Raw genomic sequence first — 13,540 nt, 5'->3', positions numbered from 1 at the left:
CCCGCCGAAGCGGGTTTTTTTATTATGGTCGGCAACGATTAATCGTTGTCAGAACCGCCCAGGCCTGCGTTCAGCAGTTCTGCCAGGCTGGCAGACGCATCTTCAGCAGTTACCTGCGGTGCAGCTGGCAGTTCGCCCGCTGCGCGACGACGCATACGATCCTGGTGGTACGCATAACCAGTACCTGCCGGGATCAGACGACCCACGATGACGTTCTCTTTCAGACCGCGCAGTTCATCACGTTTACCTGCAACAGCTGCTTCGGTCAGGACACGCGTGGTTTCCTGGAACGATGCTGCAGAGATGAAGGACTCGGTTGCCAGAGACGCTTTGGTGATACCCAGCAGATCGCGGGAGAACGTTGCACCCACTTTGCCGTTCGCTTCCAGCTCGCGGTTTGCGATCTTGACGCGGGAGTATTCAACCTGCTCGCCTTCCAGGAAGTCGGAGCTACCAGCGCTTTCTATGGTGGCTTTACGCAGCATCTGACGAACGATAACTTCGATGTGTTTATCGTTAATCTTAACGCCCTGCAGACGGTATACGTCCTGAACTTCGTTAACGATGTAACGAGTTACAGCATGCACACCACGCAGACGCAGGATGTCGTGCGGCGCTTCCGGACCGTCGGAAACCACGTCACCACGTTCTACACGTTCACCTTCGAACACGTTGAGCTGACGCCATTTCGGAATCATCTCTTCGTAAGGTTCGCTACCGTCTACCGGGGTGATGACCAGACGACGTTTACCTTTGGTTTCTTTACCGAAGGAAATGATGCCGTTGATTTCAGCCAGGATTGCCGGCTCTTTCGGACGACGTGCTTCGAACAGGTCCGCAACGCGCGGCAGACCACCGGTGATATCCTTGGTACCGCCGGATTCCTGCGGAACACGCGCCAGGGTGTCACCAGAGCTGATCTGTACGCCATCTTCCAGCTGAACAATCGCTTTACCCGGCAGGAAGTACTGAGCAGGCATATCGGTGCCTGGGATCAGAACGTCGTTGCCCTGAGCATCAACAATTTTCAGTGCCGGACGCAGGTCTTTACCACCCGCAGTACGCTCTGCAGAATCCAGAACCACCAGAGAAGACAGACCGGTCAGCTCGTCGGTCTGACGAGTAATGGTCTGGCCGTCGATCATGTCAGTGAAGCGGACGAAACCACTCACTTCGGTGATAACCGGCATGGTGTGCGGATCCCAGTTTGCTACGGTTTCGCCGCCAGCAACCTGTTCGCCATCACCTTTCGCCATAACGGAGCCGTAAGGCACTTTATAGCTTTCTTTGGTACGGCCGAATTCGTCGATCAGTTTCAGTTCGGTGTTACGTGAGGTGATAACCAGTTTACCGCTGGAGTTCACAACCGACTTCGCGTTGCTCAGACGGATGCTACCTTTGTTTTTCACCTGGATGCTGGATTCAGCAGCCGCACGAGATGCCGCACCACCGATGTGGAACGTACGCATCGTCAGCTGTGTACCCGGTTCACCGATGGACTGTGCCGCGATAACGCCGATTGCTTCACCTTTGTTGATGATGTGGCCACGCGCCAGGTCACGACCATAGCAGTGCGCACATACACCAAAGTCAGTGTCACAAGATACAACGGAACGGACTTTAACGGAGTCTACGGAGTTCTCTTCCAGCAGATCACACCACTGTTCGTGCAGCAGCGTGTTGCGTGGAACCAGAATATCCGCCGTACCCGGCTTCAGAACGTCTTCAGCAGTTACACGACCCAGAACGCGATCGCGCAGCGGCTCTTTAACGTCACCACCCTCGATAACCGGGGTCATGGTGATGCCTTCCAGAGTGCCGCAATCGTCTTCAGTAACAACCAGGTCCTGCGCGACGTCAACCAGACGACGAGTCAGATAACCGGAGTTCGCTGTTTTCAGTGCGGTATCCGCCAGACCTTTACGAGCACCGTGAGTAGAGATGAAGTACTGGAGTACGTTCAGACCTTCACGGAAGTTCGCGGTGATTGGCGTTTCGATGATGGAGCCATCTGGCTTCGCCATCAGACCACGCATACCGGCCAGCTGACGAATCTGTGCTGCAGAACCACGCGCACCGGAGTCGGCCATCATGTAGATGCTGTTGAAGGAAACCTGCTGCTCTTCTACGCCGTCACGGTTAATAACGGTTTCAGTTTGCAGGTTATCCATCATCGCTTTGGATACACGATCGTTCGCCGCAGCCCAGATATCGATAACTTTGTTATAGCGTTCGCCTGCGGTTACCAGACCAGACTGGAACTGCTCCTGGATCTCAGCAACTTCAGCTTCCGCTTCAGAGATGATCTCGTGTTTCTTCTCTGGGATGACCATGTCATCAATACCAACAGATGCACCTGAACGCGCTGCATATGCAAAGCCGGTGTACATTGTCTGGTCAGCGAAGATAACGGTCGGCTTCAGGCCCAAAATGCGGTAACAGGTGTTCAGCATTTTGGAGATAGCTTTCTTGCCCAGCGCCTGGTTGACGATGGAGAAAGGCAGACCTTTCGGTACGATCATCCACAGAATTGCACGGCCAACGGTCGTGTCTTTCAGGCTGGTTTTCGCAACGAATTCGCCGTTTTCATCTTTTTCGTATTCGGTGATACGCACTTTAACGCGCGCATGCAGAGAGGCCAGACCTGCGCGATAGATACGCTCAGCTTCTTTCGGGCCAGTCAGCACCATGCCTTCGCCTTTGGCGTTAACACAGTCACGGGTCATGTAGTACAGACCCAATACAACGTCCTGAGACGGAACGATGATAGGTTCGCCGTTCGCCGGAGACAGGATGTTGTTGGTAGACATCATCAGCGCACGCGCTTCGAGCTGGGCTTCCAGCGTCAGCGGTACGTGAACAGCCATCTGGTCACCATCGAAGTCGGCGTTATATGCCGCACAAACCAGCGGGTGCAGCTGGATAGCTTTACCTTCGATCAGTACCGGTTCAAATGCCTGGATACCCAGACGGTGCAGTGTTGGTGCACGGTTCAGCAGTACCGGGTGTTCGCGGATAACTTCATCCAAGATATCCCAAACGACAGCTTCTTCACGCTCAACCATTTTCTTAGCGGCTTTGATGGTGGTGGCCAGGCCACGCAGTTCCAGCTTGCCGTAGATGAACGGTTTGAACAGTTCCAGTGCCATTTTCTTCGGCAGACCGCACTGATGCAGACGCAGGTATGGACCTACGGTGATTACAGAACGACCGGAGTAGTCAACACGCTTACCGAGCAGGTTCTGACGGAAACGACCCTGCTTACCTTTGATCATGTCGGCCAAAGATTTCAGAGGACGTTTGTTAGAACCGGTGATCGCACGACCACGACGACCGTTATCCAGCAGGGCGTCAACCGCTTCCTGCAGCATACGTTTTTCGTTGCGTACGATGATGTCCGGCGCAGCCAGATCCAGCAGACGCTTCAGACGGTTGTTACGGTTGATAACGCGACGATACAGATCGTTCAGATCCGACGTTGCGAAACGACCACCATCCAGCGGAACCAGCGGACGCAGATCTGGCGGCAGAACCGGCAGAACGGTCAGGATCATCCACTCTGGCTTGTTGCCAGACTGTACGAAGGCTTCCAGCAGTTTGATACGTTTGGTCAGCTTCTTACGCTTGGTTTCAGAGTTGGTTTCGTTCAGCTCTTCGCGCAGAGTTTCACACTCTTGCTCCAGATCCATGCTTTTCAGCAGAGCCTGGATAGCTTCCGCACCCATCTTCGCGTCGAATTCGTCACCGAATTCTTCCAGCGCGTCCAGATACTGCTCTTCAGTCAGGATCTGTTGACGTTCCAGGTTAGTCATACCGCCTTCGATAACTACATAAGATTCGAAGTACAGTACGCGCTCGATATCGCGCAGCGGCATATCAAGCAGCAGACCGATACGGGACGGCAGAGATTTCAGGAACCAGATATGAGCAGTCGGAGACGCCAGCTCGATGTGGCCCATACGCTCACGGCGTACTTTAGTCTGGGTCACTTCAACGCCGCACTTCTCACAGATCACACCACGGTGTTTCAGGCGCTTGTACTTACCGCACAGGCACTCGTAGTCTTTTACCGGCCCAAAGATACGGGCGCAGAAAAGGCCGTCACGTTCAGGTTTGAACGTACGGTAGTTGATGGTTTCCGGCTTCTTAACTTCACCGAAAGACCATGAACGGATCATGTCTGGCGAGGCCAGAGCAATTTTGATCGCATCAAACTCTTCGGTTTTAGTCTGCGCTTTCAGAAACTTTAATAAATCTTTCACGGATTTGCTCCCGTCGGAGTTAGCACAATCTGGCGCTGGCTGTTACGCCAGCACCAGTGACCTGTTTGATCGAGAGTTACTCGTCTTCCAGCTCGATGTTGATACCCAGCGAACGAATCTCTTTCAACAGTACGTTGAAGGATTCCGGCATGCCTGGTTCCATCTGATGGTTGCCGTCCACGATGTTTTTATACATCTTAGTACGACCGTTCACGTCATCAGACTTAACGGTGAGCATTTCCTGCAGGGTGTATGCTGCGCCATATGCTTCCAGCGCCCACACTTCCATCTCCCCGAAGCGCTGACCACCGAACTGCGCCTTACCACCCAGCGGCTGCTGAGTAACCAGGCTGTAAGAACCGGTAGAACGCGCATGCATCTTGTCATCAACCAGGTGGTTCAGTTTCAGCATGTACATGTAGCCAACGGTAACCTGGCGCTCGAACTGCTCACCGGTACGACCGTCGAACAGTGTGATCTGACCGGAAGTCGGCAGGCCACCCAGCTGTAACAGTTCCTTGATTTCAGACTCTTTCGCACCGTCGAATACCGGCGTTGCGATCGGCATACCTTTTTTCAGGTTTTCAGCCAGACGCAGAACTTCTTCATCGCTGAAGGTATTCAGGTCAACTTTCTGACGAACATCTGAACCCAGATCGTAAGCACGCTGGATGAACTCGCGCAGTTTCGCGACTTCCTGCTGCTGTTTCAGCATGGCGTTGATCTTATCGCCGATACCTTTTGCAGCCATACCCAGGTGGGTTTCAAGGATCTGACCGATGTTCATACGCGATGGTACGCCCAGCGGGTTCAGTACGATATCTACCGGCGTACCGTTAGCATCGTGTGGCATATCTTCGATCGGGTTGATCTTAGAGATTACACCCTTGTTACCGTGACGACCTGCCATCTTATCACCAGGCTGGATCCGACGTTTAACCGCCAGATAAACCTTAACAATCTTCAGCACGCCCGGTGCCAGATCGTCGCCCTGAGTGATTTTACGGCGTTTCGCTTCGAGTTTTTTCTCGAATTCGTGTTTCAGTTCGTCGTACTGCTCAGCCAGTTGCTCCAGCTGATTCTGTTTCTCTTCGTCGGTCAGGCCGAGTTCTAACCAGCGGTCACGCGGCAGTTTGTCGAGCTTCTCAGCTTCAACACCACCGGAAACCAGCACAGCGTAGATACGGCTGAACAGGCCAGCTTCGAGGATCTGCAGTTCTTCAGACAGGTCTTTTTTCGCCTGCTTCAGCTGCATCTCTTCGATTTCCAGCGCACGTTTATCTTTTTCTACGCCATCGCGAGTAAAGACCTGAACGTCGATAATCGTACCGGAAACACCGTTTGGCACGCGCAGAGAAGAGTCTTTAACGTCAGACGCTTTCTCACCGAAGATTGCACGCAGCAGCTTCTCTTCTGGCGTTAGCTGGGTTTCACCTTTCGGCGTTACCTTACCAACCAGAATGTCGCCACCGGTCACTTCCGCACCGATATAAACGATACCGGATTCATCCAGTTTGGAGAGCGCAGCTTCACCCACGTTCGGGATGTCAGCGGTGATCTCTTCTGGCCCCAGCTTGGTGTCACGGGACACACATGCCAGTTCCTGAATGTGGATGGTAGTGAAACGGTCTTCCTGGACAACACGCTCGGATACGAGGATGGAGTCTTCGAAGTTGTAACCATTCCATGGCATGAATGCCACGCGCATGTTCTGACCCAGCGCCAGTTCACCGAGGTCGGTGGACGGACCGTCTGCCAGCACATCACCACGTTCAACCGGCTCGCCCAGAGATACACAAGGCATCTGGTTGATACAGGTGTTCTGGTTAGAACGGGTGTATTTGGTCAGGTTATAAATGTCGATACCTGCTTCGCCCGGGTACATCTCGTCTTCGTTAACTTTGATAACGATACGGGAAGCATCCACGTACTGAACAGTACCGCCACGTTTAGCAACTGCAGTAACACCGGAGTCAACGGCAACAGCACGTTCCATACCGGTACCAACCAGCGGCTTATCAGCGCGCAGAGTCGGAACCGCCTGACGTTGCATGTTCGCACCCATCAATGCACGGTTGGCGTCATCGTGTTCCAGGAACGGGATCAGGGACGCACCGACGGATACCACCTGCTGGGTGGATACGTCCATGTAGTCAACCTGGTCGCGGCTGAACAAGCTGGATTCGCCTTTGCTACGGCAGGTAACCAGATCTTCTACAAAGTGGCCTTCGTCATCCAGGTTGGAGTTCGCCTGAGCGATAACGTAATTGCCTTCTTCGATAGCAGACAGGTAATGAATTTCGTCAGTTACAACACCGTCGGTCACTTTACGGTACGGAGTCTCGAGGAAGCCGTATTCGTTAGTCTGTGCATACACGGACAGGGAGTTGATCAGACCGATGTTCGGACCTTCAGGCGTTTCGATTGGACATACGCGACCGTAGTGAGTCGGGTGTACGTCTCGAACTTCGAAGCCTGCGCGTTCACGGGTCAGACCGCCTGGGCCGAGTGCAGAGATACGACGTTTGTGCGTAATCTCAGACAGCGGGTTGTTCTGGTCCATAAACTGAGACAGCTGGCTGGAACCAAAGAACTCTTTCACTGCTGCAGAAATCGGCTTGGCGTTGATCATATCCTGAGGCATCAGGGTATCCAGATCGCCCAGAGACAGACGCTCTTTCACCGCACGCTCAACACGTACCAGGCCAACGCGGAACTGGTTTTCCGCCATTTCGCCTACGGAACGGATACGACGGTTGCCGAGGTGGTCGATATCATCGACTTCGCCTTTACCGTTACGGATATCGATGAGCTTCTTCATCACTTCGATGATGTCGTCTTTGCTCAGGATACCGGAACCTTCGATTTCGTCGCGCAGCAGAGAACGGTTGAACTTCATACGACCAACCGCAGACAGGTCATAGCGGTCTTCGGAGAAGAACAGGTTCTCGAACAGGCTTTCAGCAGCTTCACGAGTCGGCGGCTCACCAGGACGCATCATGCGGTAGATTTCTACCAGTGCGCTCAGACGATCGTTGGTTGGGTCAACACGTACAGTTTCAGAAATGTACGGACCGTGGTCCAGATCGTTAGTGAACAGCGTTTCGATACGCTTGTGACCAGACTGGCTCAGCTTAGCCAGCAGATCCAGGCTCAGCTCCATGTTAGCTGCGCAGATCAGCTCGCCAGTAGATTCGTCAACGTAGTCTTTAGCAGCAACTTTACCAGCAATGTATTCAACCGGAACTTCGATATGTTTGATATCGTCTTTTTCCAGTTGGCGAATGTGGCGCGCAGTGATGCGACGGCCTTTTTCGACGTAGACTTTGCCGTTAGCTTCAATGTCAAAGGATGCGGTTTCACCACGCAGGCGTTCCGGCACCAGTTCCATCTGCAACTTGTTGTCACGAATTTCAAAAACAACTTTTTCAAAGAACAGGTCAAGGATCTGCTCAGTGGTGTAGTTCAGTGCACGCAGAATAATGGTCGCAGGCAGTTTACGGCGACGGTCAATACGTACGAACAGGTTGTCCTTCGGATCGAATTCGAAGTCCAGCCAGGAACCACGGTAAGGGATGATGCGCGCGTTATACAGCACTTTACCCGAAGAGTGGGTTTTACCTTTGTCGGAGTCAAAGAAGACGCCAGGACTACGGTGCAGCTGAGAAACGATAACACGCTCAGTACCATTGATTACAAAGGTACCGTTGTCAGTCATGAGCGGAATTTCGCCCATGTAGACTTCTTGTTCTTTAATATCTTTTACGGTGCCTTCCGGCGCTTCGCGCTCGTAGATCACCAGACGCAGTTTTACGCGCAGCGGTGCGGAATAGGTCACGCCACGGATCTGACATTCCTGAACGTCAAACACCGGTTCGCCAAGGCGGTAGCTGACGTATTGCAGCTCGGAATTACCGCTGTAGCTCTGAATCGGGAAAACGGAACGGAAAGCTGCTTCCAGACCATACTGCCCTTCAGGATCTTGCTCGATGAACTTCTGAAACGAGTCAAGCTGGATAGAAAGGAGATAAGGTATGTCCAACACTTGTGGACGTTTACCAAAATCCTTACGAATACGTTTTTTCTCGGTATAGGAGTAAACCATTAGGGTTCCTCAGCTCGCTGACAAGTCGACCCATCTGTCCGACGAAGGGACAGTTTGTGCAACACTATTTTGTTGACCGGAAAATCGAATACTTTCCGCAATGCCTGTTGCTATCACGCTTAAACCATTTCATTGCGATTTACACAGAACTGATGCTCTGTCGCAGTATATTAAGACGTCGATAGAAACAAGCATTGAAAGGCACAGCAGTAGTCAAACAGTGTGAAATGCTACTGGCGCCTTACAGCGCAAAAAGGCTGGTGACTAAAAAGTCACCAGCCATCAGCCTAATTTCTTAGGCTGCAACCAGAAAAGTTGGCTTATTTAACTTCAACTTCAGCGCCAGCTTCTTCCAGAGATTTTTTCAGTGCTTCTGCGTCGTCTTTGCTGATGCCTTCTTTCAGGGCAGCCGGAGCAGATTCTACCAGGTCTTTAGCTTCTTTCAGACCCAGGCCAGTTGCGCCACGTACTGCTTTGATTACAGCAACTTTGTTAGCGCCAGCAGCTTTCAGAATTACGTCGAATTCAGTTTTTTCTTCAGCAGCTTCAGCCGGGCCAGCAGCTACAGCTACAGCAGCAGCAGCGGAAACACCGAATTTTTCTTCCATTGCAGAGATCAGTTCTACAACGTCCATTACGGACATAGCGGATACTGCTTCAATGATTTGATCTTTAGTGATAGACATTTAAATTGTTCCTGAAAATCAGAATAAGTTTATACGTAAGCAGATGCTTGAGAAAGATAACTGCGATTAAGCAGCTTCTTTCGCATCGCGTACAGCAGCCAGAGTACGAACCAGTTTGCCAGCCGAAGCTTCTTTCATGGTTGCCATCAGGCGTGCAATTGCTTCTTCGTAGGTCGGCAGAGTTGCCAGGCGATCGATTTGCGATGCCGGGATCAATTCACCTTCAAAGGCTGCGGCTTTGACCTCAAATTTTGCATTCGCTTTCGCGAACTCTTTGAACAGACGAGCAGCAGCGCCCGGGTGTTCCATAGAGTATGCAATCAGGGTCGGACCAACAAACGTGTCTTTCAGGCACTCGAACTGAGTACCTTCAACGACGCGGCGCAGCAGGGTGTTACGAACAACACGCATGTATACGCCAGCTTCACGACCTGCTTTACGCAGTTCAGTCATTTTATCTACAGTTACGCCACGGGAATCCGCAACTACTGCAGACAGCGCGCCTTTGGCTACTTCGCTGACTTCAGCAACAATCGCTTGTTTGTCTTGAAGATTTAAAGCCATTAGCTTTGCTCCTGGATGTTTGCCGGAACTCATGTTCCGGAACTCACTTCACTCTCCCCAACGGAAAGAGCGTCTAAATACGGTGAGCAGAAACAAGCCAGAGTATCAGAAATAATCTTAGCGTTCTGTCACCGTCTACGCAGGGCATTAAGTTTCTTACGAAACACCTGCGGTCTTCGACGGAGGCCTGGATAGGCCAGGCTCCAACGAACAAATCTTGTCTATGACTTCGCCCTTTGAACTGTAACCGCGTTAGCTGCTCTCGTTCACACCGGTCATGTAGTTAACTACACTCCCGGCGATTCACTCAATTGCTGCCTTGCTACAATTCAAATGACTCGCATAGAGTTCTGTTTATTTAAACAGAAACGTGGGGGTAAGATTGTAGACAAAATCACCGCCCACGTAAAGGCGAATATTAGTTCGCCACAGTCGCAGTCAGACCGGACTGATCAACGGCAACGCCAGCACCCATGGTGGTGGAGATGCTAACTTTCTTGATGTACACGCCTTTAGCCTGAGTCGGTTTCGCTTTTTTCAGCGCAACCAGCAGAGATTCCAGGTTTTCTTTCAGTTTGTCAGCGTCAAAATCCACTTTACCGATGGTGGTGTGGATGATGCCGTTTTTGTCGTTACGGTAACGAACCTGACCTGCTTTAGCGTTCTTAACTGCTTCAGCAACGTTAGGGGTTACAGTACCAACTTTCGGGTTTGGCATCAGGCCGCGCGGGCCCAGAACCTGACCCAGCTGGCCAACAACGCGCATTGCATCCGGGGAAGCAATAACAACGTCAAAGTTCATTTCGCCTTTCTTGATCTGGTCAGCCAGATCTTCCATACCTACCAGCTCAGCGCCTGCAGCTTTAGCAGCTTCAGCGTTTGCGCCCTGGGCAAATACGGCTACGCGAACGGAACGGCCAGTACCGTGCGGCAGTACAGTTGCACCACGTACGTTCTGGTCAGATTTACGAGCGTCGATGCCGAGGTTAACGGCAACGTCTACGCTTTCTACGAATTTAGCAGTGGCCAGCTCTTTCAGCAGAGCAATAGCTTCGTTGATGTCGTACTGTTTAGTTGCATCAACTTTGTCACGGATCACGCGCATACGCTTGGTCAGTTTAGCCATTTCTTAGTCCTCCACTACCAGGCCCATGGAACGTGCAGTACCTTCAATGGAGCGAGTCATCGCTTCAATGTCGGAACCAGTCATGTCGGCAGCTTTGGTCTGCGCGATTTCCTGCAGCTGAGCGCGGGAAATTTTACCCACTTTGTCTTTGTTCGGCTTGCCGGAACCAGACTTGATACCAGCCGCTTTCTTCAGCAGAACTGCTGCCGGAGGCGTTTTGGTAACGAAAGTGAAAGAACGGTCAGCGTAAACGGTGATAACAACCGGGATCGGCAGACCTTTTTCCATGGAATCAGTTTTTGCGTTGAACGCTTTGCAGAATTCCATGATGTTCACGCCTTGTTGACCCAGTGCTGGACCTACCGGCGGACTCGGGTTAGCCATACCAGCTGCAACCTGCAGCTTGACGTAGGCCTGGACTTTCTTAGCCATTCTAAATTCCTCTAGTTGGGTTATAGCGCCTCAAGGAGGCTCCCCGTGATTAAATTCGTTTTACGGACAGGGCCCATAAAAACAAAAGGCGCGAAATTGTATTCCAATCTCGCGCCTTGTGCAACGATTAAATCGCCGCTTTTTTGATCGCTGTTTAGGCTTTTTCTACCTGGGCAAAGTCCAGTTCTACTGGGGTCGCGCGACCGAAGATAGAAACAGAGACTTTCAGGCGGGACTTCTCGTAGTCCACTTCTTCAACCACACCGTTAAAGTCAGCAAACGGACCGTCACTAACGCGAACCATTTCACCTGGCTCAAACATCGTTTTCGGACGTGGTTTATCGCCAACCTGCTGCAGACGGTTCATGATCGCATCAACTTCTTTGTCGCTGATCGGCGCCGGACGGTCAGATGTACCGCCGATAAAGCCCATCACACGCGGCACGCTGCGCACCAGGTGCCAGCTTGCGTCATTCATCACCATCTGGACCAGTACATAGCCCGGGAAGAATTTACGTTCGCTCTTGCGACGCTGGCCACCACGGATTTCGACCACTTCTTCGGTCGGCACCATGACTTCGCCAAACAGCTCTTCCATATTTTGTAACTTGATATATTCGCGCAGCGACGTGGCTACGCGGCCTTCAAAACCGGAAAACGCCTGAACGACGTACCAGCGCTTTTTAGGGGCTTCAGACATCTTAGAACCTCAGGCCAGTGATAAAGGATACCAGGCGAACCAGAATACCATCCAGTCCCCACAGGATCAGTGACATTACTGCGGTAACCGCAGCCACAATTAATGTGGTGTGCAATGTTTCCTGGCGAGTTGGCCAAATGACCTTACGGACTTCGGTTCTCGCTTCACGGGCAAAAGCAACGGTCGCTTTACCTTTTGTTGTCAACAGCGCGACACCACCCGCTGCGGCAATCAGAATCACTACGGCCAGCGCACGCAGCGGCAGCATCATGTCACGATAGAGGTAGTTGCCAACGATAGCTACAAGCAGCAATACAGCGACAACAACCCACTTCATCGCTTCCAGGCCGCGCCCGCTTCCTTGAGCTTCGGTATTCGCACTCATAAACCAACCTGTCAGAAGTATTCTACAAACATTTTCACCCCGCGTAAGCGAGGCGATCCAAACCGAAATGCTCTGGTGCGTTTCGGACTAAACGCCCTCTTCAGAGCCTGTCTCAGCAATGATTATGACAAAAAAAATCACTGATGAGCCAGGTTCTGGTGTGAAAGCGTGCAAAAAGGGCATCAAATGATGCCCTTTTATTGCGCATTGCGTCAAATGTTATTCGGCAATTAGCTCATTACTTTGGCAACAACGCCCGCACCAACAGTACGGCCGCCTTCACGGATTGCGAAACGCAGACCGTCGTCCATCGCGATTGGGTGGATCAGGGTAACAACCATTTTGATGTTGTCGCCCGGCATTACCATCTCTACGCCTTCCGGCAGTTCGATGGTACCAGTCACGTCAGTAGTACGGAAGTAGAACTGCGGACGGTAGCCTTTGAAGAACGGAGTATGACGGCCGCCTTCGTCTTTGGACAGAATGTACACTTCAGATTCGAACTTGGTGTGCGGCTTGATAGAGCCCGGCTTAGCCAGTACCTGACCACGTTCGATTTCTTCACGTTTGATACCACGCAGCAGAACACCAACGTTCTCACCAGCACGGCCTTCGTCCAGCAGTTTGCGGAACATTTCAACGCCAGTACAGGTAGACTTAGCAGTCTCTTTGATACCAACGATTTCAACTTCTTCACCAACTTTGATGATACCGCGCTCTACACGACCGGTAACAACGGTACCACGACCGGAGATGGAGAATACGTCTTCGATAGGCAGCAGGAACGGCTTGTCAATCGCACGCTCTGGTTCTGGGATGTAAGAATCCAGGAAGCCAGCCAGTTCGATGATTTTCGCTTCCCACTCTGCTTCGCCTTCCAGCGCTTTCAGAGCAGAACCACGAACGATCGGAGTGTCGTCGCCCGGGAAATCGTACTGAGACAGAAGTTCACGAACTTCCATTTCTACCAGTTCCAGCAGCTCTTCGTCATCAACCATGTCGCATTTGTTCAGGAACACGATGATGTACGGAACACCTACCTGACGACCCAGCAGGATGTGCTCACGAGTCTGCGGCATCGGGCCGTCAGTCGCAGCAACAACCAGGATCGCGCCGTCCATCTGCGCAGCACCGGTGATCATGTTTTTAACATAGTCGGCGTGGCCCGGGCAGTCTACGTGTGCGTAGTGGCGAGTCGGGGTGTCATATTCAACGTGAGAAGTGTTGATGGTGATACCACGAGCTTTTTCTTCCGGCGCGTTATCGATCTGGTCGAATGC

At 52.0% G+C, this 13,540-nt stretch carries 9 protein-coding genes; all 9 read right to left on the bottom strand.

What is annotated here, in order from left to right:
- Positions 1-38: 38 nt before the first annotated feature.
- Entirely contained in the window at positions 39-4,262 is a 4,224-nt protein-coding gene (rpoC, locus tag OGY71_RS15785) for a DNA-directed RNA polymerase subunit beta' (protein WP_286613464.1), read from the bottom strand.
- Between the two features lie 76 nt (positions 4,263-4,338).
- Positions 4,339-8,367: a DNA-directed RNA polymerase subunit beta gene (gene rpoB / locus OGY71_RS15780; protein ID WP_003033111.1), complete on the bottom strand. Its 4,029-nt coding sequence runs from the start codon at positions 8,365-8,367 to the stop codon at positions 4,339-4,341.
- Between the two features lie 320 nt (positions 8,368-8,687).
- Complete coding sequence (gene rplL, locus OGY71_RS15775) at positions 8,688-9,053, bottom strand: 50S ribosomal protein L7/L12 (protein WP_003033114.1); 366 nt, start codon at positions 9,051-9,053, stop codon at positions 8,688-8,690.
- A 66-nt stretch (positions 9,054-9,119) separates the two neighbouring features.
- Entirely contained in the window at positions 9,120-9,617 is a 498-nt protein-coding gene (gene rplJ, locus OGY71_RS15770; RefSeq protein WP_001207203.1) for a 50S ribosomal protein L10, read from the bottom strand.
- Positions 9,618-10,035: 418 nt separating this feature from the next.
- Positions 10,036-10,743 (bottom strand): 50S ribosomal protein L1, encoded by a 708-nt coding sequence (gene rplA / locus OGY71_RS15765; RefSeq protein ID WP_003033119.1) that lies wholly within the window; start codon positions 10,741-10,743, stop codon positions 10,036-10,038.
- Positions 10,744-10,746: 3 nt separating this feature from the next.
- Complete coding sequence (gene rplK, locus OGY71_RS15760; protein ID WP_003033122.1) at positions 10,747-11,175, bottom strand: 50S ribosomal protein L11; 429 nt, start codon at positions 11,173-11,175, stop codon at positions 10,747-10,749.
- A gap of 154 nt (positions 11,176-11,329) precedes the next feature.
- Positions 11,330-11,875 (bottom strand): transcription termination/antitermination protein NusG, encoded by a 546-nt coding sequence (nusG, locus tag OGY71_RS15755; RefSeq protein WP_003033125.1) that lies wholly within the window; start codon positions 11,873-11,875, stop codon positions 11,330-11,332.
- Position 11,876: 1 nt separating this feature from the next.
- Positions 11,877-12,260 (bottom strand): preprotein translocase subunit SecE, encoded by a 384-nt coding sequence (gene secE / locus OGY71_RS15750; RefSeq protein WP_003033128.1) that lies wholly within the window; start codon positions 12,258-12,260, stop codon positions 11,877-11,879.
- Positions 12,261-12,490: 230 nt separating this feature from the next.
- The coding region (gene tuf / locus OGY71_RS15745) for an elongation factor Tu (protein ID WP_063942044.1) at positions 12,491-13,540 on the bottom strand (1,050 nt) is incomplete at its 5' end.

This window comes from Citrobacter sp. Cpo109, from assembly GCF_030332565.1.
In the GTDB taxonomy this organism is placed as follows: domain Bacteria; phylum Pseudomonadota; class Gammaproteobacteria; order Enterobacterales; family Enterobacteriaceae; genus Citrobacter; species Citrobacter portucalensis.
This window is presented reverse-complemented; position numbering and strand designations above follow the sequence as displayed.

Excerpts from the sequence above, each read along its gene's own strand:
- rpoB (WP_003033111.1), bottom strand. The coding sequence starts at position 8,367 with ATGGTTTACTCCTATACCGAGAAAAAACGTATTCGTAAGGATTTTGGT.
- rplL (WP_003033114.1), bottom strand. The coding sequence starts at position 9,053 with ATGTCTATCACTAAAGATCAAATCATTGAAGCAGTATCCGCTATGTCC.
- rplJ (WP_001207203.1), bottom strand. The coding sequence starts at position 9,617 with ATGGCTTTAAATCTTCAAGACAAACAAGCGATTGTTGCTGAAGTCAGC.
- rplA (WP_003033119.1), bottom strand. The coding sequence starts at position 10,743 with ATGGCTAAACTGACCAAGCGTATGCGCGTGATCCGTGACAAAGTTGAT.
- rplK (WP_003033122.1), bottom strand. The coding sequence starts at position 11,175 with ATGGCTAAGAAAGTCCAGGCCTACGTCAAGCTGCAGGTTGCAGCTGGT.
- nusG (WP_003033125.1), bottom strand. The coding sequence starts at position 11,875 with ATGTCTGAAGCCCCTAAAAAGCGCTGGTACGTCGTTCAGGCGTTTTCC.
- secE (WP_003033128.1), bottom strand. The coding sequence starts at position 12,260 with ATGAGTGCGAATACCGAAGCTCAAGGAAGCGGGCGCGGCCTGGAAGCG.